The sequence below is a fragment of the Vibrio alginolyticus NBRC 15630 = ATCC 17749 genome, assembly GCF_000354175.2.
In the GTDB taxonomy this organism is placed as follows: domain Bacteria; phylum Pseudomonadota; class Gammaproteobacteria; order Enterobacterales; family Vibrionaceae; genus Vibrio; species Vibrio alginolyticus.
Genome location: NC_022349.1, coordinates 1,258,604 through 1,278,441, shown reverse-complemented (window position 1 = coordinate 1,278,441; position 19,838 = coordinate 1,258,604). Strand labels below are relative to the sequence as shown.

The 19,838-nt window shown below is 44.7% G+C and carries 15 protein-coding genes, 1 tRNA gene, 1 pseudogene and 1 riboswitch; of the genes and pseudogenes, 10 read left to right on the top strand and 7 right to left on the bottom strand.

The genetic code is table 11. The annotated features are described in order from the left end of the window. Positions 1-3 precede the first annotated feature (3 nt). The 6 genes and pseudogenes from rsxD to N646_RS05625 form a co-directional block, all read right to left on the bottom strand. On the bottom strand, positions 4-1,050 hold the full coding sequence (gene rsxD, locus N646_RS05650; RefSeq protein WP_017821193.1) for an electron transport complex subunit RsxD: 1,047 nt from the start codon (positions 1,048-1,050) through the stop codon (positions 4-6). Then, a pseudogene (gene rsxC, locus N646_RS05645) lies at positions 1,050-3,574 on the bottom strand (electron transport complex subunit RsxC). The gene rsxD and the pseudogene rsxC overlap by 1 nt, the downstream one beginning before the upstream one ends. Before the next feature lie 8 nt (positions 3,575-3,582). Further along, positions 3,583-4,179 (bottom strand): electron transport complex subunit RsxB, encoded by a 597-nt coding sequence (gene rsxB, locus N646_RS05640; RefSeq protein WP_005380760.1) that lies wholly within the window; start codon positions 4,177-4,179, stop codon positions 3,583-3,585. 3 nt (positions 4,180-4,182) lie between these two features. Beyond that, the gene (gene rsxA / locus N646_RS05635; RefSeq protein WP_005380762.1) at positions 4,183-4,761 is read right to left on the bottom strand and encodes an electron transport complex subunit RsxA; all 579 of its coding nucleotides are present in this window, start codon (positions 4,759-4,761) and stop codon (positions 4,183-4,185) included. Positions 4,762-5,066: 305 nt separating this feature from the next. Beyond that, positions 5,067-7,364, bottom strand: coding sequence for a formate C-acetyltransferase (gene pflB, locus N646_RS05630; RefSeq protein ID WP_017821371.1), 2,298 nt, complete (start codon positions 7,362-7,364; stop codon positions 5,067-5,069). A 351-nt stretch (positions 7,365-7,715) separates the two neighbouring features. Next, a tRNA-Asn gene (locus tag N646_RS05625) sits at positions 7,716-7,791 on the bottom strand. 559 nt (positions 7,792-8,350) lie between these two features. Between N646_RS05625 and uvrB the strand changes: the two genes are divergently transcribed. From uvrB to luxU, 3 genes are all read left to right on the top strand, one after another. Further along, positions 8,351-10,381, top strand: coding sequence for an excinuclease ABC subunit UvrB (uvrB, locus tag N646_RS05620; protein ID WP_017636056.1), 2,031 nt, complete (start codon positions 8,351-8,353; stop codon positions 10,379-10,381). 290 nt (positions 10,382-10,671) lie between these two features. Further along, positions 10,672-12,078, top strand: coding sequence for a quorum-sensing sigma-54 dependent transcriptional regulator LuxO (gene luxO, locus N646_RS05615; protein WP_017821372.1), 1,407 nt, complete (start codon positions 10,672-10,674; stop codon positions 12,076-12,078). Next, on the top strand, positions 12,075-12,419 hold the full coding sequence (gene luxU, locus N646_RS05610; RefSeq protein WP_005380770.1) for a quorum-sensing phosphorelay protein LuxU: 345 nt from the start codon (positions 12,075-12,077) through the stop codon (positions 12,417-12,419). Before luxO ends, luxU begins: the two co-directional genes overlap by 4 nt. 137 nt (positions 12,420-12,556) lie before the next feature. On the opposite strand, the gene N646_RS05605 is transcribed toward luxU, so the two are convergent. Beyond that, the gene (locus tag N646_RS05605) at positions 12,557-13,453 is read right to left on the bottom strand and encodes a YvcK family protein (RefSeq protein WP_017821373.1); all 897 of its coding nucleotides are present in this window, start codon (positions 13,451-13,453) and stop codon (positions 12,557-12,559) included. A 175-nt stretch (positions 13,454-13,628) separates the two neighbouring features. Continuing rightward, positions 13,629-13,763: riboswitch (molybdenum cofactor riboswitch) on the top strand. On the opposite strand from N646_RS05605, the gene moaA reads away from it, so the two are divergent. The 7 genes from moaA to oppB all read left to right on the top strand — a co-directional run bounded on the left by moaA (position 13,752) and on the right by oppB (position 19,829). Beyond that, the gene (gene moaA, locus N646_RS05600) at positions 13,752-14,741 is read left to right on the top strand and encodes a GTP 3',8-cyclase MoaA (protein ID WP_005380776.1); all 990 of its coding nucleotides are present in this window, start codon (positions 13,752-13,754) and stop codon (positions 14,739-14,741) included. Its footprint overlaps the riboswitch before it by 12 nt. Before the next feature lie 101 nt (positions 14,742-14,842). After that, positions 14,843-15,355 (top strand): molybdenum cofactor biosynthesis protein B, encoded by a 513-nt coding sequence (gene moaB, locus N646_RS05595; RefSeq protein ID WP_005388935.1) that lies wholly within the window; start codon positions 14,843-14,845, stop codon positions 15,353-15,355. Between the two features lie 26 nt (positions 15,356-15,381). After that, on the top strand, positions 15,382-15,861 hold the full coding sequence (moaC, locus tag N646_RS05590; protein WP_005380779.1) for a cyclic pyranopterin monophosphate synthase MoaC: 480 nt from the start codon (positions 15,382-15,384) through the stop codon (positions 15,859-15,861). Continuing rightward, the gene (moaD, locus tag N646_RS05585) at positions 15,858-16,115 is read left to right on the top strand and encodes a molybdopterin synthase sulfur carrier subunit (RefSeq protein ID WP_005380780.1); all 258 of its coding nucleotides are present in this window, start codon (positions 15,858-15,860) and stop codon (positions 16,113-16,115) included. The genes moaC and moaD overlap by 4 nt, the downstream gene beginning before the upstream one ends. Position 16,116: 1 nt before the next feature. Beyond that, the gene (gene moaE, locus N646_RS05580) at positions 16,117-16,572 is read left to right on the top strand and encodes a molybdopterin synthase catalytic subunit MoaE (protein WP_017821374.1); all 456 of its coding nucleotides are present in this window, start codon (positions 16,117-16,119) and stop codon (positions 16,570-16,572) included. Positions 16,573-17,103: 531 nt separating this feature from the next. Continuing rightward, positions 17,104-18,780, top strand: coding sequence for an ABC transporter substrate-binding protein (locus N646_RS05575; RefSeq protein ID WP_017633862.1), 1,677 nt, complete (start codon positions 17,104-17,106; stop codon positions 18,778-18,780). A 128-nt stretch (positions 18,781-18,908) separates the two neighbouring features. Continuing rightward, positions 18,909-19,829 (top strand): oligopeptide ABC transporter permease OppB, encoded by a 921-nt coding sequence (gene oppB, locus N646_RS05570; protein WP_005380786.1) that lies wholly within the window; start codon positions 18,909-18,911, stop codon positions 19,827-19,829. The last annotated feature ends 9 nt before the right edge of the window (positions 19,830-19,838 follow it).

The following is a 19,838-nucleotide window of genomic DNA, read 5'->3' as shown; positions in this document are numbered from 1 at the left end:
ACCTCAGTGACCGTAAGTTCTAGGTTTGGTGTAGTAATCGATCAGTGGCACACACATATTTGCAAGCAACACTGCAAATGCAACACCATCTGGGAAACCGCCCCAACTGCGAATGATAAAGACCAAAGCACCAATAAGCGCACCGAAGATTAAACGTCCTTTGACGGTGGTAGACGCCGAAACGGGATCGGTTGCAATAAAGAATGCGCCAAGCATGGTTGCACCAGATAACAAGTGTAAAACTGGCGACGCAGTTTCCCCTGGCGTCAGCAACGTGAACACTAGGCTAAACAGAGTCAGACTCGCAAGGAAACCTGCTGGAATATACCATTGGATGATACGCTTTTTGATCATGACTATGCCGCCAAGAAGGTAAGCAAGGTTTACCCATTGCCAACCAATACCACCTAAGCCATCAAATATTGGCTGCGACATTACTTCGCTTGGAGTGGCACCTGTAAGAATGCCAGTCTTAAATGCATCAAGTGGTGTCGCCATTGTCACGCCGTCAACTCCTGAGCGAACTTGCTGAAGTGATAAGCCGTCGTAATCATAGCCCGTAAAAATTAAAGAGAGTGTATCTGCAAAATTTACATGATCAGGTATGAGTGATGTCGGTGCACTCCAACTCGTCATTTGTACTGGGAAAGAGATCAACAAGACCACATAAGCGACCATTGCAGGGTTGAATAAGTTTTGTCCAAGGCCGCCATAGAGGTGTTTAGCGATTACTATCGCAAAAATAAGCCCGATCACCATAATCCACCACGGAGACCATGGTGGTATAGCAACGGCTAACAACCAAGCGGTAACTATTGCACTGTTATCACGTAGCGCTCTCATTGGTGAGCGTTTACGACAGATCATGACTAAGGCTTCAAGGGATACAGCGACTGCAATGGCAAAAATCAGCTGAATCAGCGTACCCCAGCCAAAGAAGTAGGTTTGAGCTACTAAACCTGGAAGTGCGCAAAGTGCCACCCATTTCATTAAGTCTGGCGTATTACGACGACTGTGGGTATGCGGTGAACTGGCAATAAAAAACGACACTACTCGCTCTCCTCAGTATTATTTTTATTAGCTTCTTGTTGCGCTTTGCGTGCCTTCGCGCGCGCAATTGCTGCGGCAACCGCGGCTTTCTTCGGATCCACTTCTGGTTCTTCGGAGGTTGCTTCTTCAACAGGCTCTGTTTGCGTTTCTTGCTTCGCTTTGCGCGCTTTGGCACGTGCAATGGCAGCGGCAACTGCGGCTTTTTTCGGATCGTCGGTTTGCTCGGCAGGTGCGTCAGCTTCTTCCGCTTCAGTTGAGTCTGCTTGCTTCGCTTTTCGCGCTTTGGCACGTGCAATCGCAGCAGCCACGGCGGCTTTTTTCGGATCGTCGGTTTGCTCAGCAGGTGCTTCAGCTTCTTCCGCTTCAGTTGAGTCTGCTTGCTTCGCTTTACGTGCTTTGGCACGTGCAATCGCAGCAGCCTACGGCGGCTTTTTTCGGAGTCTTCGGTTTGCTCGGCAGGTGCGTCAGCTTCTTCCGCTTCGGTTGAGTCTGCTTGCTTAGCTTTGCGCGCTTTGGCTCGAGCAATTGCAGCGGCAACTGCGGCTTTTTTCGGATCGTCGGTTTGCTCAGCAGGTGCGTCAGCTTCTTCCGCTTCAGTTGAGTCTGCTTGCTTCGCTTTACGTGCTTTGGCACGTGCAATGGCAGCAGCAACCGCGGCTTTCTTCGGATCGCTGTCTTGCTGTGCAGACGTTTCCGATTCTACAGATTCAGTTGAATCTTCTTGTTGTGCTTTTTTCGCTTTAGCTCGGGCGATGGCGGCCGCAACTGCCGACTTTTTATCATCAGCGTTATTGTCTGGCGTTTCGCCTTGTTCTTTTTGCGCTTTCCGTTCGCGAGCAAGACGTTTGCGCTCTTCGCGCAGTTTTGCCATTTCTGAGTTATCAGGTTCACTAGAGCCTGCTTTAGCTGCTGCCGCTTGTTTCGTCTTCGCTTTGGCAATGGCTGCCGCTACGGCTGGTTTTACTGCTGGCTCTGTTTTTTCTGTGGTTTCTGTCTTTTGAGCTTTCACTCGTGCGATTGCTGCTGCTATCGCATCATCGCCGCCAGAAGACTTCATCTCTTTACGGCGCTGATCGGCAGCTTTCTTGAAGCGATTTTCACGTTCTGCTTTTTCGCGTTCCATACGCGCTTTTTTCTCTTCAAAACGCAGTTTTGCTCGCTCTGCAGCTTCCGCTTCTTGTGTTCTAGTTCTAATTTCTGCTTTCGCTTGGCGGTAGTACTGTACGAGCGGAATTTCACTTGGACATACAAACGCACAAGCGCCGCACTCGATACAATCCTTTAAGTTTAATTCTTCGAGTTTGTCATACTCTTCAGCTTTTGCATGCCATTGCAGTTGTTGAGGCAGCAGCGAAGCAGGGCACGCTTCTGCACATTGGCTACAGCGAATACATTCCATCTCATACTGGTGCGGAGAGATCTCACGACGAGTCGGAGCAAGGATACAGTTTGCTGTCTTGGTAATCGGCACTTGGGAGTGAGGAAGGGTAAAGCCCATCATTGGCCCACCCATAATTAAACGCTGTAACTTCTTATCTGCTTTATAGCCAAACTCATCCAACAGTGCTTGTACTGGTGTCCCTAATAATGCCCAAACGTTGCGTGGTTGTTTGAAGGTTTTACCAGTGAGAGTCACGATGCGTTTTATCATCGGCTCACCGTCGATGACTGCGCGTTTTATAGCGTAAAGAGAACCAACATTCTGGACCAAAATACCAATATCTGCTGGAATCGCGCCACTTGGCACTTCTTTATTGGTTAAAATTTTGATCAGCTGTTTTTCACCGCCAGAAGGGTATTTAGTTGGGATAACGCGAATAACGATGTCTTTGTTTATAGCCGCAGCTTCTAGCGCTTTGATTGCTTCTGGTTTGTTGTCTTCAATGCCAATAATCGTGAGCTTTGGTGTCAGGATATGTTCGACAATTTCGATACCTTGAATAAGCTCTTCGGCATGTTCTTGCATGAGCTTGTCATCAGACGTGATGTATGGCTCGCACTCTGCTGCATTAACGATAAGAATCTCGGTACGAGCAAAACCTGATTGGATTTTTTTTGCAGTAGGGAAGCCTGCGCCACCCATACCAGAAATACCAGCGAGACGAATAATATCAATCAGTGCGTCAGGGGTTTCTTGTTGGTAATCTGCGACGGGGTTTCTTTCACACCATGCATCTTTCCCATCAGGCGTGATGACTGCGCACAACTCACTTAACCCAGAAGGGTGCGCGACAGTTCGTGGCTCAATCGCGGTGAGCGTACCTGATGTTGGAGCATGCACTGGAACCGTAAAGCCGGTCTCCGATTGCGTTAATGGCTGACCTTTTAATAAGTAGTCACCTTCGGCAACCAGTAGGTTACCCGCTTTACCAATGTGCTGTTTTAGCGGCAATACAATTTCTGACGGGATAGCCGCATGAGCGAGTTCAGTTTTGTTGGACTGCTTTTTATTTTCTGCCGGATGCACACCACCTGGGAAATCCCAAAGCGCGCCTGTACGAATTTGTTCAATCAAAGACAACATGTGAAACCTTACTTAATTGAATCTTTCACGTTCGCTGCATTGTCGGCAGCATCCGTAATGTTAAGTACCGGAATGGAGTGAAGTTGCCACTTCCAGCTTTCTGTGGTCGTTGCCACAGGAATCATTTCAATACAATCAGTCGGACATGGGGCAACACACAAGTCACAGCCCGTACATTCATCTTTGATTACGGTATGGACCGCCTTTGTTCCGCCTACAATTGCATCCACCGGACACGCCTGAATACACTTAGTGCAGCCAATACACATGTCTTCATGAATAAACGCAACGGTTGGAATTTTGCTGTCGAGATCGTGCGCAGATTCTTCTGGCTCAACACCCATTAAGTCGGCGAGCTTTTCGATTGTTGCCTGACCACCAGGGGGACATTTGTTGATGTGGTCGCCATTTGCAATTGCTTCAGCATAAGGGCGGCAACCAGGGTAGCCACATTGACCGCATTGAGTTTGCGGTAAAATGGCGTCGATTTGATCCACAATAGGGTCCGCTTCAACTTTAAAGCGAATAGAAGCAAAACCAAGTATCGCGCCGAAAATCGCAGCCAGAACCGCTAACGCGATAATCGCAATTAAAATCGTACTCATCGCTTACTTCACCAAACCTGTAAAGCCCATAAAGGCGAGTGACATTAAACCTGCTGTAATCATTGCTATTGATGCACCTTTAAAAGGCACAGGAACGTCGGCGGCGGCTATGCGCTCTCGCATGGATGCAAAAAGTATCAACACCAATGAGAAACCAACAGCGGCGCCGAAGCCGTAGATGATCGATTCAATAAAGTTATGGTTTTCATTAATGTTAAGAAGTGCCACGCCCAATACTGCGCAGTTTGTTGTGATCAGCGGTAAGAAAATGCCAAGCAAGCGATAAAGCGTCGGGCTGGTTTTGTGCACAACCATTTCGGTGAACTGCACCACAACGGCTATCACCAAAATAAAACTCATGGTTCGAAGGTACTCAATACCCAGTGGACGAAGGATGTAGCTTTCCACTAAATACGCACACACTGACGCGAGCGTTAGCACAAAAGTTGTCGCTAAGCCCATACCTATTGCTGTTTCCAGTTTTTTGGACACGCCCATGAAAGGACATAGGCCCAAAAACTTCACCAGTACAAAGTTGTTCACCAGCACAGTGCCGACCAACAACAAAACATATTCGGTCATAGTTATTACGTTCTTAAAATCCGATCTTGATATTATCGTGTTTTGTGACACCAATAACAACCAGTGAACGATGTGGTTTTACATACACGATGGAAAAATAGTCGTCTATTTGATCTATTTTGATGAATCAATAAGAAATTGAATCGTTTGCTGAATGTATTGTTAGCGAGAGGATACTACCTATTAATTTTCATCTAATGTGTGATTTTAAAAAAAGCCCGCCTCTCCCAGGTAGAAAAGAGAGGCGGGCAATGCATATTTACAAGCTAATTATTTAAACTTTCTGAGTGCTTGATGGACTGTGTTTATATCTTATTCGTGAAGGTACGAGTGATGACGTCTTGCTGTTGCTCTGTCGTTAGAGAGTTAAAACGTACCGCATAACCAGACACTCGAATCGTCAACTGAGGGTATTTCTCTGGATGTTCAACCGCATCCAATAACATCTCTCGGTCTAGAACGTTGACGTTAAGGTGTTGACCACCTTCAATCGCAATGCCCTCGTTGCTTGCTTCGTGATGGAAGTAACCATCCATTAGCGCAGCTAGGTTCTTCTTCTGACTCAAGTCATCTTTACCCAATGCGCTCGGCACAATTGAGAAAGTGTAAGAAATACCATCTTTAGCGTAAGCAAACGGTAATTTAGAAACCGATGCCAGAGACGCAACCGCCCCTTTTTCATCACGACCGTGCATTGGGTTTGCACCCGGTCCAAAAGGCATACCTGCGAGACGGCCATCAGGTGTATTACCCGTTTTTTTACCGTAAACCACGTTAGATGTGATTGTTAAAATCGATTGAGTTGGCACTGCTTCGCGGTAGGTGTGCATCTTCTGAATTTTCTTCATGAAGCGCTCAACTAGATCACAAGCGATGTCATCAACACGGGCATCGTTGTTACCAAATTTTGGATAATCACCTTCGATTTCAAAATCAACGGCGATGCCATCTTCATCACGAACAGGTTTCACGGTCGCGTATTTAATTGCCGCCAAAGAGTCAGCGACAACAGACAGACCTGCAATACCACACGCCATGGTGCGGTGCACGTCGCGATCCATCAATGCCATCAGTGATGCTTCGTAGCTGTAACGGTCATGTGAGTAATGGATGATGTTCAACGCTGTGACGTATTGCGTTGCTAGCCACTCCAACATATTGTCGAAACGAGGCATCAAAGCGTCAAAGTCGAGAATTTCATCTTGAACTTTGTCCACTACCGGACCCACTTGCGCTTTCGATTTTTCATCGATACCACCATTGATGGTGTAAAGCAGTGCTTTTGCAAGGTTGGCACGTGCACCAAAGAATTGCATGTGCTGACCAACAACCTGCGGGCTCACACAACAGGCAATCGCGTAGTCGTCATTGTCGAAATCAGGACGCATTAGATCGTCGTTTTCGTATTGAACCGAAGAGGTATCAATCGACACTTTTGCAGCATATTGTTTGAACGCTTCAGGTAATTGCTCTGACCAAAGAATCGTCATGTTTGGCTCAGGAGCAGGGCCCATAGTATGTAGTGTATGTAAGTACCGGAATGTCGTTTTAGATACTAGCGTACGGCCATCAACGCCCATACCAGCCATGGCTTCGGTTGCCCAGATTGGGTCGCCAGAGAACAATGAATCGTATTCTGGTGTGCGTAGGAAGCGAACCATGCGTAGCTTCATGATGAAGTGGTCAATCATTTCTTGCGCTTGTGATTCATCAATCAAACCGTTTGCTATATCGCGTTCTAGATAGACGTCTAGGAAAGTCGAAGTACGGCCCAGTGACATTGCTGCGCCGTTTTGCGATTTAACCGCCGCTAGGTAGCCAAAGTAGGTAAATTGGATCGCTTCTTGTGCAGTTTTTGCAGGTAGCGACATATCAATGCCGTATTTCAGACCCATTTGACGAATGTCTTCAAGCGCTTGAACTTGGTCTGCAATTTCTTCACGTAGACGAAGTGTTTTCTCAAGATCGCCACCGCGCTCTAGGAAAGTCTGTGTCGAATTGTATTGCTCTTTTTTGTCTGCTTTTAAGAAGTCGATACCGTAAAGGGCGAGACGGCGATAGTCACCAATGATACGACCACGGCCATAGGCATCAGGAAGGCCTGTGATGATGCCGGATTTACGACAGGCTAGAATTTCTTTGGTGTAAAGGTCGAAACACGCTTTGTTGTGAGTTTTACGGTATTCAGTGAAGATTTTTTCAACCGTTAGATCCAATTCGCGGCCATAAACTTCGCACGAGTTTTTTACCATGCGAATCCCGCCATTGGCGATGATTGCACGTTTTAGCGGTTGATCAGTTTGTAAGCCAACGATCTTTTCCAGATCTTTGTTGATGTAGCCTGCATCGTGGGAAGTGATTGTTGAGGGCAAGTCTGTGTCAAAATCAATAGGGGCGTGTGTGCGGCTTTCTTGTTTTATGCCTTCAAGCACTTGGTTCCATAATGCTGAAGTGGATTCGCTAACCTCGGCTAAGAAAGACTCGTCTCCCTCATAGGGTGTATAGTTTTTTTGGATGAAGTCACGAGTGTTGACAGAGTTTTGCCATTCACCAGCAGTAAATCCAGCCCATGCATCTAGCATGTCAGTTGTCGGAATAGTCATAAGTAAATCCCTAAGTTATTGATAATTAGAATGGAGGCGACGAGTAGGACGGAACCATTCTTAACCCTTTTAATCGTATGGATTTATTTGGTATGAGTAAAATGAATGCTTTTCATTTTTTCAATGATTAAATTGCATTAATAATACATTCAATTGGTTATGATTATTTTTTGCTAGAAAAGAGACAGAATTAAATGTGTGGTGCTGTGAGAACACTATCTATGACAATGTTATGAGTTCTGTAATTTGAACTTATTTCGGTGTGATTTTATGACGCCTAGATTGGCTTAGATTTCATGGCGATTAAGATACAAAAAAAGCCGTGTCTTGCGACACGGCTTTTCTATAATCTGGCTCCTCCTGCTGGGCTCGAACCAGCGACCTGCGGATTAACAGTCCGTCGCTCTACCAACTGAGCTAAGGAGGAATTGCTTTGCTTGAAAGCGGGACGAATCTTACCGAGCACTCAAACTACTGTCAACAGTAAAAAAATACATTTTTAGCAAAAAATATTGAGTTAAGGGCTTTACTTTTCTGTATGGCTTGTCAGTAAAGGCTCGAGGTTAGTTATCCACTAAATTTGTGGATAAGTATGTTGATGAGATCTGGGTAAAGAAAATTGATATGCAACTAAGTTTTTATTTAATGAATTTTTAGTAGGAATTATGCGTAAAATAAGCAAATAAAACAAAGATTTATCGATGTTAATCAAAAGGTATTCAAAGTGGATAAAAATCAATCTTTTGGGGATAAGAAAGTTTTAAGCTAATTTTTGGGGAAAAGTTGTGGAAACTATAATGTGAAGAATGTGTGTAGCTCTTCAACTAGGGCGAAGTACTATATCAGAGTCACTTTTGTATGGCTATAGCATTCTAGACAAACAAGAAAATTTATTAACAATGATGGTTAAATTCTCGATAGACGTAGATTTCATTAGCTAAGGTGTATATATATACAGCCAAAGCGCAGTAAAATTGAGGAAGGGTATGAGTAAAGTCTATGAATTGGTCTCCGATTATCAGCCGTCGGGCGATCAACCAGGAGCGATCAATCAGTTGCTTGAGGGGCTCGATGCTGGGCTAGCACATCAAACCTTGTTGGGGGTCACAGGCTCAGGTAAAACCTTCACACTAGCGAATGTGATTGCTCAAGCCCAACGACCTGCAATATTACTTGCGCCAAACAAAACGCTTGCTGCTCAGTTATATGGTGAGATGAAGTCATTCTTTCCTAATAATGCGGTTGAGTATTTTGTTTCTTACTACGATTACTACCAACCTGAAGCGTACGTTCCGACCACGGATACCTTTATAGAGAAAGACGCTTCAGTTAACGCGCATATAGAACAAATGCGTTTGTCTGCTACAAAAGCACTACTAGAACGTAAAGATGCCATTATTGTTGCATCGGTTTCAGCTATCTATGGTTTGGGTGATCCGGAATCCTACTTACAAATGATGCTTCATTTGCGACGTGGAGATGTGATTGATCAGCGTGATATGCTTCGTCGCCTAGCGGAGCTCCAATACTCGCGCAATGATGTTGCTTTTGAGCGAGGGCAGTTCCGTGTCCGTGGCGAGGTGATTGATATATTCCCTGCTGAATCAGACCAAGACGCTGTGCGCGTTGAGATGTTTGACGATGAGGTGGATTGCATCAGTGTGTTCGACCCATTGACAGGCGTGGTCAAACAACGAGACTTGCCGCGCTATACCATCTATCCCAAGACGCACTATGTGACGCCAAGAGATCGCATTCTTGAAGCGATTGAAAATATTAAAGTCGAACTAGAAGTGCGCAAAAAGCAGCTTCTAGATAACAACAAGCTACTGGAAGAGCAGCGAATTAGCCAGCGCACTCAATTCGATATCGAAATGATGAATGAGTTGGGCTTTTGCTCCGGTATCGAAAACTATTCTCGTTATCTCAGTGGACGCTCGGAAGGTGAGCCGCCACCAACCCTGTTTGACTACTTACCTCATGATGGCTTGTTGATCATCGATGAATCTCACGTGACAGTACCGCAGATAGGTGCCATGTATAAAGGTGACCGTTCGCGTAAAGAAACGCTGGTGGAGTTTGGTTTCCGGTTACCTTCAGCTTTGGATAATCGTCCACTGAAGTTTGAGGAGTTTGAAGCACTAGCGCCACAAACGATTTTCGTCTCTGCTACGCCCGGAAATTACGAACTAGAAAAATCGGCGGGTGATGTGGCGGATCAAGTCGTTCGTCCAACAGGCTTGCTTGACCCTGAGTTGGAAGTTCGCCCAGTAGCGACCCAAGTCGACGACCTATTGTCTGAGATCCGTATTCGCGCAGCTAAAGATGAACGAGTTCTGGTTACAACACTGACCAAACGAATGGCTGAAGATCTCACCGAATACCTTCACGAACATGATGTTAAGGTACGTTATTTACACTCAGACATTGATACTGTTGAGCGTGTGGAAATTATCCGTGACCTTCGTCTTGGGGAATTTGACGTGCTGGTGGGAATAAACTTATTGAGAGAGGGCCTGGATATGCCAGAGGTCTCGTTAGTTGCAATTTTGGATGCGGATAAAGAGGGCTTCTTGCGGTCTGAACGCTCACTCATTCAGACCATTGGTCGTGCTGCGCGAAACATCGAAGGTAAGGCGATTTTATACGCTGACCGAATCACCAACTCAATGAAAAAGGCGATGGATGAAACTAACCGTCGTCGCGAGAAGCAGGAAGCGTACAACGAAGAAATGGGTATTTCGCCACAAGCGCTCAAACGAAATATCAAAGACATCATGGAACTTGGCGATATCACTAAGTCTAAACGCCAGCGTAACACTAAACAGGTACCATTATCGAAAGTGGCGGAGCCTTCGCAAACTTACGAGGCACTGTCCCCTCAGCAGCTAGAAAAAGAAATCAGTCGACTGGAGGCAGCGATGTATCAGCATGCGCAAGATTTAGAATTTGAGTTAGCGGCACAAAAGCGTGACGAGATTGAAAAACTACGAGCGCAGTTCATCGCAAATAGTTGAACAAACTTACCGATTTAACTATCCAAGCATTTTAGGTCGCTTGTAAAAAAAGAAGCCAATAGGCAGTCGGGTCTATTGGCTTGTTTTGTGAACATATCGTTCACTAACAACGTCAGTTGGCTAGGTGACCCGAGGGGTCACTATCGTTACAGCATGGTTTGTGCCACTTTTTAAATAATTGATATTATTTTTGAATTTTTTCCTTTGCCCATAATTTAGCTAATGTTATTTGCAAAATGCAAAGCGTAATGCGATTATTGTTTAAAACACAACAAAATAATAGCTAGGTTATGCAACAAAAACCCGAAGGCCCAAAGTCTCGTTACCTTTTAATGGTCGAGGACACCGCATCTGTTGCGGCTCTGTACCGCTCATACCTGACACCGCTTGGCATAGATATCAATATTGTCGGCACAGGTAGGGATGCCATTGAGAGCCTAAATCATCGAATTCCAGATCTTATTTTACTCGATCTCCGTCTGCCAGATATGACGGGGATGGACGTTTTACATGCCGTTAAAAAGAGTCATCCCGACGTACCTATAATTTTTATGAACGCTCACGGTTCTATCGATACCGCTGTCGAGGCCATGCGTCATGGCTCACAAGACTTTCTAATTAAACCGTGTGAAGCAGACCGTTTACGTGTCACGGTTAACAATGCAATTCGTAAAGCGACCAAGCTAAAAAATGAAGCCGATAATCCAGGCAATCAGAGCTATCAGGGGTTTATCGGCAGTAGCCAAACCATGCAGCAGGTTTACCGTACGATAGATTCAGCGGCGAGCAGTAAAGCGAGTATTTTTATCACAGGTGAAAGTGGAACTGGTAAAGAGGTATGTGCCGAGGCTATTCACGCAGCAAGTAAACGTGGTGACAAACCTTTTATTGCAATTAACTGTGCTGCAATTCCAAAAGATTTGATTGAGAGTGAACTGTTTGGTCACGTAAAAGGGGCCTTTACTGGCGCTGCGAATGATCGTCAAGGGGCAGCTGAGTTAGCGGATGGCGGCACACTTTTTCTAGATGAGCTTTGTGAGATGGACTTGGATTTACAAACCAAGTTGCTACGATTTATTCAAACGGGCACATTCCAAAAAGTGGGTTCCTCAAAAATGAAGAGCGTGGATGTGCGCTTTGTTTGTGCCACTAACCGTGATCCCTGGAAAGAGGTACAAGAAGGTCGATTCCGTGAAGATTTGTACTATCGTTTGTATGTCATTCCTTTGCATTTACCGCCTTTACGCGAACGAGGCGAAGATGTTATTGAAATTGCATACTCACTGCTAGGTTACATGTCACACGAAGAAGGAAAAAGCTTCATACGTTTTGCGCCAGATGTCATCGAGCGATTCAACAGCTATGAGTGGCCGGGTAACGTTCGTCAGTTACAAAACGTGCTACGCAATATCGTTGTTCTAAACAACGGTAAAGAGATTACGTTGGACATGTTACCGCCACCGTTGAATCAACCGCTTGACCGTCCGTCGTCTGTGGCTAAATTAATTGAGCCGAAAGCGATGACCGCATCTGAGATTATGCCATTATGGATGACGGAAAAAATGGCAATCGAGCAAGCGATTGAAGCATGTGATGGCAATATTCCTCGAGCGGCGGGATACCTTGATGTCAGTCCGTCGACGATTTACCGCAAGTTACAGGCATGGAACGGCAAGGAAGAGCGGCAAAAAGTATGAGTGTAAATGTATTAAATCAGCAAAAAATAGATGAACTGTCGATGGAAATTGGCAGTGACAACGTACCTGTACTGTTCGATATCTTCCTAGGAGAAATGGATACCTATATCGAGAACTTATCCCAACTACAGGGGGCAGAGCGATTAGCTTACTCAAAAGAAATCAGCCACGCGTTGAAAAGTAGTGCTGCGAGCTTTGGGGCAGATCGCCTTTGTGAACTGGCGATGTCCATAGACAAAAAAGCGAAAGCCGGTGAGTTAACTGCGGAGTCTGAGGTGTTAGAGGTTATGTTCGATCTTTTGCACGAAACTCGAGATGCTTATCGCTCTTGGCGACAGTAGCTATTTATTCCTATTAACCATTTTTCTTAGTAAACATCTGTTCTTACTGGATGCCTGAACTAAAACCCTTCGATGACAGAAGGGTTTTCATTATCAATAAACAACTTAAAAGAGGGCGCTAGTCAGGTAACGTGCTCCTAGATAGAAAGTTGTAGCTGATTTTCAATCGCTAGTTTGAGCTTGTTTCTATCGTGACGCCAGTCTCGGTTAGAGGAGGCGAGTGACTCCGTCACTACATTCCATTGACTTAAGACGTCTTGCTCGGTTTTCTCTGTTAGAACCACGTCTATTTTTCTTCCTTGGCAGGCACGTTCACACCATTCTAATTTTTGAGCCATCGTCATTCTTCCTGCTGGGCCGTATTCTGGACTCAGGTTAGCAACAAAAATGACTTTTGCTTTTGTGTTTGCTGCAATCGCTTTGCCGAGTTCAGGCAGCAATAAAGGAGGCATGATACTAGTTAAAAAACTGCCAGGGCCAAGAATAATCGCGTCCGCTTCCGCCAAAGCTGTGATGGCTTCTTTGGTAGCAGGCACTTCTGGTGAAAGATCCAAACGTCGCAAGTCTGCTTTCATTTCGTCGACATTTGTTTCTCCCGTAACCCACTTCCCATCTACGGATAACGCGGAAAGATCCGAAGGGTGTTCGGACATAGGAAGGATGTTAACGTCGACTTTTAACATATTGCGAATCAGATTAATGGCATCTAAAGGTCTGACCGATAAGTTATCGAGTGCAGTAAGCATCAAATTACCAAGATTATGACCATCAAGTTCGCCAGTGCCTTTGAAGCGATATTCAAACATCATAGAACTGATCGAAGGCTCTGTAATGAGCTGATTAATACAGTTACGTGTGTCTCCCCAAGCGATTCCTCCTTGGCAGTGACGAATTCTTCCTGTTGAACCACCATTGTCAGTCGTGGCAACAATCCCAGTTGCATTGCTGCCAAAATCTCGTAATGCGGCCAGCATTCGACCTAAGCCATGACCACCGCCAACAGCGACCACTTTTTTATCTGTGTAGATATTCATTATGTTCTTCTAATAATCTAATAAAAAACGGCTACAATTTATCTTAAGGAGTGTCTTAAAGGTACTCACTTAGCGGTAAATTGTGTCTCTAGAGAGTTTTTTATCACTCAAGTCTGGATTCCATTACAAATATTAAGTATTTTACACCGCAAAGCTATCAGAGATTTCATATCTCTGGTTGCCATAACTCCGAGCTCACTATTGCTAAGTCCTTGGATAAGCGTTTTGAGCCAGTGGCATACTGTCACAAGGGCATGATTGGAAATGGCCATGCCTCCCGTGTTTGGAAAGGTGTTCCGTGGCGCAACAATTCGAAGACAAATTTCATCGTAAGTTTTATTACTTGCGTCTGTCTGTGACCGACGTATGTAATTTCAAATGTACCTATTGCCTTCCTGATGGCTATAAGCCTTCGGGCAATAAAAACTCGTCTTTTTTATCTCTCCCTGAAATCAAACGGGTCGTAAAAGCATTCGCTGATTGTGGCACGTCAAAAGTGCGCATCACTGGTGGTGAGCCTAGCTTACGCAAAGATTTTACCGACATTATCCATTCAGTAGCGGCGACGCCTGGAATTCAAAAAGTTGCAACGACAACCAATGGCTATCGCATGGCAAAACAAGTCGCAGATTGGCGTGAAGCGGGTTTAACCCACATTAATGTCAGTGTGGATAGCCTTGACCCGCGTATGTTTCATCAAATCACAGGTGAAAATAAGTTTACTGAAGTCATGAATGGTATCGAACGTGCGTTCGAGGTCGGTTATGAGCAAGTAAAAGTTAATGTGGTGTTGATGAAAGATCTGAACCATCACGAGCTGCCAGCGTTTCTTAACTGGATAAAAGATCGTCCAATCCAACTGCGTTTCATTGAGTTGATGCAAACGGGTGAGATGGATGAGCTATTTAATAAGCACCATGTATCCGGAGTGGCAATTCGTAACCAGCTAATTGCAAATGGTTGGTTGCTGAAAGTACGCTCGCATAATGATGGTCCTGCGCAAGTATTTGTTCATCCTGATTACAAGGGTGAAATAGGTCTTATCATGCCTTATGAAAAAGACTTTTGTGAAAGCTGCAACCGACTGCGCGTTTCTGCGATGGGTAAGCTGCACCTATGTCTGTTTGGAGACTACGGTGTAGAATTGCGTGATCTTTTGGAACGTGATGAGCAAGAGAGTGAGCTTATTGAACGTATCCAGGCGCAGTTACAAACCAAGTCGGTAAGCCATTTCTTGCATGATGGCAATACTGGTATGACGCCACACCTCGCGTCTATCGGCGGCTAACTTCATTCAACTTTTAGAGCGAGCTTAGTGATAAGCTGGCTCTAACTTTTTCCGAATCGATACCAAGCGTATCAAAGCTAATTAAGAGAATAGGTGAACAAATGGGTCACGCTGAAAGCAAATTCCAACCTGCAAATATTGCCGTTCTAACGGTATCTGACACTCGTACTGAAGAAAACGATACCTCTGGTCGTTACCTAGCTGAGCATGCTCAAGAAGCGGGTCACAACGTAGTAGACAAGCAAATTGTTATTGATGACATGTACAAGATCCGCGCGATTGTTTCTCAATGGATTGCTGATGAAAGCGTACAAGCGATCATGATTACTGGCGGTACAGGTTTCACCTCACGTGATAGCACGCCAGAAGCACTTAAGCCTCTATTTGATAAAGAAGTTGAAGGTTTTGGTGAGTTGTTCCGTATGGTGTCGTACGAAGAGATCGGTACGTCTACGATTCAGTCTCGTGCGATTGCTGGTTTTGCTAACCACACCGTGATCTTCGCAATGCCAGGTTCAACTGGTGCGTGCCGCACAGGCTGGACAAAAATTATTAAACAGCAGTTGGATGCAAGTCATCGCCCTTGTAACTTCATGCCACACCTATCTGTATAACCTTTCCTAAAAGCGAAGGAAAAACAATGACCCAATTTACACATATCAATGCTTCTGGCGAAGCAAACATGGTTGACGTGTCAGCAAAAACGGAGACGGTTCGTGAAGCTCGTGCTGAAGCATTTGTTCACATGGCCCCAGAAACACTTCAACTGATTGTCTCTGGCCAGCACCATAAAGGTGATGTATTTGCGACGGCTCGTATTGCTGGTATTCAAGCTGCGAAGAAAACCTGGGATTTGATTCCACTTTGTCATCCGCTACTACTCTCTAAAGTTGAAGTTCAACTGGAAGCTATCGAAGCAGAGAACAAAGTTCGCATCGAATCAGTATGTAAACTTGCGGGTAAAACTGGTGTGGAAATGGAAGCGCTCACGGCAGCTTCCGTTGCTGCTCTAACGATTTACGATATGTGTAAAGCAGTACAAAAAGACATGGTCATTGGTCAAGTTCGTCTATTAGAGAAAACGGGTGGTAAATCTGGTCACTTTAAGGTGGAATCATGATTAAAGTACTTTTCTTTGCTCAAACTCGCGAGCTGATTGGCATCGACAGTGTTGAGTTAGACGGGCCGTTTGAAACGGTTGAATCAATTCGTGCACATCTAGTGGAAGAAGGCACTGAGAAAGATGGCAAGTGGGATTTAGCACTCGAGTCAGGAAAGCTACTTGCTGCAGTGAACCAATCTATCGTCCCTCTGGATACACAAGTAAAAGCAGGTGATGAAGTTGCGTTTTTCCCGCCGGTAACTGGGGGTTAAGATGGATTCTCGTGTTTCTGTACAAATTGAAGACTTTTCGGTTGAGCAAGAATATCAACGTCTATCTGAAGGGACGGCTGCCGGCGCTGTCGTTACATTCGTTGGTAAAGTTCGAGATATGAACCTTGGGGATAATGTGATTGGTTTACATCTAGAGCACTATCCGGGGATGACAGAGAAGAGCTTGAGCGACATTTGCGATCAAGCTGAGTCTCGCTGGCCACTATTAGGTGTACGCGTGATTCATCGCGTCGGAGACATGGATAGCGGTGATCAAATTGTATTTGTGGGCGTTTCCAGTGCGCACCGCGGCGCGGCATTTGATGCGTGCGAGTTCATCATGGATTATCTGAAAACCCAAGCTCCATTTTGGAAAAAAGAGCGTACGACGAATGAAGATCGTTGGGTTGAGTCGCGCGACACCGATCATCAAGCTGCACAGCGTTGGGAAAAATAGAACTAACCCGCATTCTAGTGAAAAAAGCTAAGTGCTAATGGTACTTAGCTTTTTTTGTATTTATCTTCATTGTATTGCTCACTTTGTTTCAATATTTCCTATCTTTTGTCTGGTGATATTCTTCACAATAAAAGTTTTTTGCCCAATATATAAACAATTATTTGTTAGACTTGATTTGTCATAAATGTTAAATGATGTGTAAATATCTAGCATAAGATGCTAGTAAATGGTTTAAACTCAGATTAATCGAAAGTTTCGCCTGTTAAATGTCGCTTCTGGTCTTTATTTGGCTGGTGAATGCTTTGGGGTTAGAGTTTACTGCTAGATATGTGTGGTTTAGTCAGCATTATTGGTTTTTTTGCTACATTTTTATGGCAAATTACTTCAATGATTGCTAATGTGTGCCGCAGTCTTTGTAAGGTTTTAGACTTTTGTGCTCAGAAAGTGCACTAAAAAAATCTAAAACTCTGACCGTTCCAGGCCCTTACAAAGAAGTCATGGATGCTAACGAAAAAATTTGGAGTTTTACGCATGTATAAGAATAAAATCACGCGCGCTTTATTTATTGGTGCTGGTCTTTCTCTCGCTCTAGCTGGTTGTGGTGAAAAGCCTGCGGAGAAACAAGCTGCTGAGCCTGCTCCGGCTCCAGCCCCTGAAGCTAAATCTGATTCTAAAGAGCCAAAACTTGCTGCTGTTCAAGAATTGGTGCGTGGTAACGGTACAGAAGTTGCGACAATAGACCCTCATAAATCTCAAGGTGTTCCAGAATCCCACGTGATTCGCGATCTTCTTGAAGGCCTTGTAAACCAAGATGCGGACGGTAACACTATCCCTGGTGTTGCAGAATCTTGGGAAACTGAAGACAACAAAACATACACTTTCCACTTACGTGAAGACGCAAAATGGTCAAACGGTGATCCTGTCACTGCAGGTGATTTCGTTTACAGCTTCCAACGCGCAGTCGATCCAGCAACCGCCTCTCCATATGCTTGGTACATGGAATACACCAAGATGAAGAACGCAAAAGACATTGTTGCGGGTAAAAAAGATAAGAGCGAGTTAGGTGTTAAAGCGGTTGACGATCACACGTTAGTGGTTGAGTTAGATACTGCAGTACCATATTTTGTAATGATGATGGGCCACACGACAGTGAAACCTGTTCATCAAGCAACTGTTGAAAAGTTCGGCGATCAATGGACGAAGCCAGAGAACTTTGTAGGTAACGGTGCTTATGTTGTTGACAACTGGGTTGTAAACGAGCGTTTGGTTCTAAAACGTAACGAACAGTACTGGGACAACGAAAACACGACGCTTGACCAAGTTACTTTCCTACCAATCGAGAACCAAGTAGCGGAAATGAACCGCTTCCTAGCGGGTGAAATCGACTTCACGAACGAGCTGCCTACAGAGCACTTCAAGCGTCTGAAGAAAGAGCACCCACAAGAAGTGTCTGTAACCGGTAACTTATGTACTTACTACTACATCTTCAATACGAAGAAAAAGCCGTTTGATGATGTTCGTGTGCGTAAAGCGATTTCTTATGCGATTGACCGTAACATTGTGACCGATGCGATTTTAGGTCAAGGTCAAAAGCCAGCTTACTTCCTAACACCTGAAATTACGGCAGGTTTCAACCCAGAAATTCCTGCATACGGCAAAATGACGCAAGAAGAGCGTAACGCAGAAGCTGCGCGTCTATTGGAAGAAGCGGGTTACGGCGCAGACAACCCTCTTGAATTTAACCTTCTATACAATACATCAGAGAACCACAAGAAACTTGCGGTTGCACTGGGTTCAATGTGGAAGAAGACACTTGGTCTAGACGTTACGCTAGAAAACCAAGAGTGGAAAACTTACCTATCTACCAAAGATTCTGGCAACTTTGAGGTTGCTCGTGCAGGTTGGTGTGGCGACTACAACGAAGCTTCATCTTTCCTAACGCTGATGATGAGTAATAACACTACTGGTGGTATTCACTACGACAGCAAAGAGTACGATGCGATCATGAACAAAGCATTTGCTTCAACTTCTGACGAAGAGCGCCAAGCACTTTACCTAGAAGCAGAGAAGTTGATGGCAAAAGATATGCCAATCGCACCTATCTACCAGTACGTGAAATCACGTCTACTATCACCGAAAGTTGGTGGCTTCCCAGTAAATAACGCGGAAGACAAGATTTACTCTAAAGATCTCTACATCACAGAGTAATTCGTAACTCGATAGAACTATAAAAATGAGGCCCTACATGTGAGAAATTGCATGTAGCGCCTATCTTTAGTCCAAAAGAATTGGACGACTTCTTTAATTTAACTGTCACAGACTGAAAGAGTGAGTTTATGCTTAAATTCATCGCAAAAAGGATATTTGAGGCGATCCCAACAATGTTGGTTTTGATCACCGTATCTTTCTTTCTTATGCGCTTTGCACCGGGAAACCCTTTCTCGACAGAGCGTCCATTACCACCCGAAGTAATGGCAAATATCGAAGCTAAATATGGCTTGGATAAACCTGTATTTGAACAATACACCACGTATTTGACCAATGTTATCCAAGGTGATTTCGGACCGTCATTTAAATACCTTGATTACTCAGTAAACGAGCTGATCGCGGTTGCCTTACCTGTTTCGGCTAAAGTGGGCTTCATCGCCTTTATCTTTACTTTGATAATGGGGGTTACCGTCGGTACTATTGCTGCGCTCAAGCAAAATACTTGGATTGATTACACCATCATGTCGACTGCGATGCTTGGTGTCGTAATGCCATCCTTTGTATTAGCGCCTGCGCTTATCTACATATTCTCGCTTCACTGGAATATCTTCCCTGCGGGCGGTTGGCAAGATGGTAGCTGGCAGTATTTAGTGCTTCCTGTTATTGGTATGTCGCTACTGTATGTTGCTACCTTTGCTCGTATTACGCGTGGTTCGATGATCGAAACCCTAAACAGTAACTTTATTCGTACGGCACGTGCTAAAGGTCTAAGTTACCGTTATATCATTATCAAACACGCTCTTAAGCCGGCACTTCTCCCTGTTGTTTCTTACATGGGTCCAGCTTTCGTAGGTATCATCACCGGTTCCGTTGTTATCGAAACTATTTTTGGTCTGCCTGGTATTGGTAAACTATTCGTTAACGCTGCGTTTAACCGTGACTACTCGCTAGTAATGGGGGTAACCATTCTGATTGGTTTCCTATTCATTCTATTCAACGCGATTGTAGATATTTTACTTGCAATGATTGACCCGAAAATTCGCTACTAACAGGGACGT

Bases quoted from the DNA above. Each gene is read 5' to 3' on its own strand.
- rsxB (WP_005380760.1), bottom strand. From the start codon at position 4,179: ATGAGTACGATTTTAATTGCGATTATCGCGTTAGCGGTTCTGGCTGCG.
- rsxA (WP_005380762.1), bottom strand. From the start codon at position 4,761: ATGACCGAATATGTTTTGTTGTTGGTCGGCACTGTGCTGGTGAACAAC.
- pflB (WP_017821371.1), bottom strand. From the start codon at position 7,364: ATGACTATTCCGACAACTGACATGCTAGATGCATGGGCTGGATTTACT.
- uvrB (WP_017636056.1), top strand. From the start codon at position 8,351: ATGAGTAAAGTCTATGAATTGGTCTCCGATTATCAGCCGTCGGGCGAT.
- luxO (WP_017821372.1), top strand. From the start codon at position 10,672: ATGCAACAAAAACCCGAAGGCCCAAAGTCTCGTTACCTTTTAATGGTC.
- luxU (WP_005380770.1), top strand. From the start codon at position 12,075: ATGAGTGTAAATGTATTAAATCAGCAAAAAATAGATGAACTGTCGATG.
- N646_RS05605 (WP_017821373.1), bottom strand. From the start codon at position 13,453: ATGAATATCTACACAGATAAAAAAGTGGTCGCTGTTGGCGGTGGTCAT.
- moaB (WP_005388935.1), top strand. From the start codon at position 14,843: ATGGGTCACGCTGAAAGCAAATTCCAACCTGCAAATATTGCCGTTCTA.
- moaC (WP_005380779.1), top strand. From the start codon at position 15,382: ATGACCCAATTTACACATATCAATGCTTCTGGCGAAGCAAACATGGTT.
- moaD (WP_005380780.1), top strand. From the start codon at position 15,858: ATGATTAAAGTACTTTTCTTTGCTCAAACTCGCGAGCTGATTGGCATC.
- moaE (WP_017821374.1), top strand. From the start codon at position 16,117: ATGGATTCTCGTGTTTCTGTACAAATTGAAGACTTTTCGGTTGAGCAA.
- N646_RS05575 (WP_017633862.1), top strand. From the start codon at position 17,104: ATGTATAAGAATAAAATCACGCGCGCTTTATTTATTGGTGCTGGTCTT.
- oppB (WP_005380786.1), top strand. From the start codon at position 18,909: ATGCTTAAATTCATCGCAAAAAGGATATTTGAGGCGATCCCAACAATG.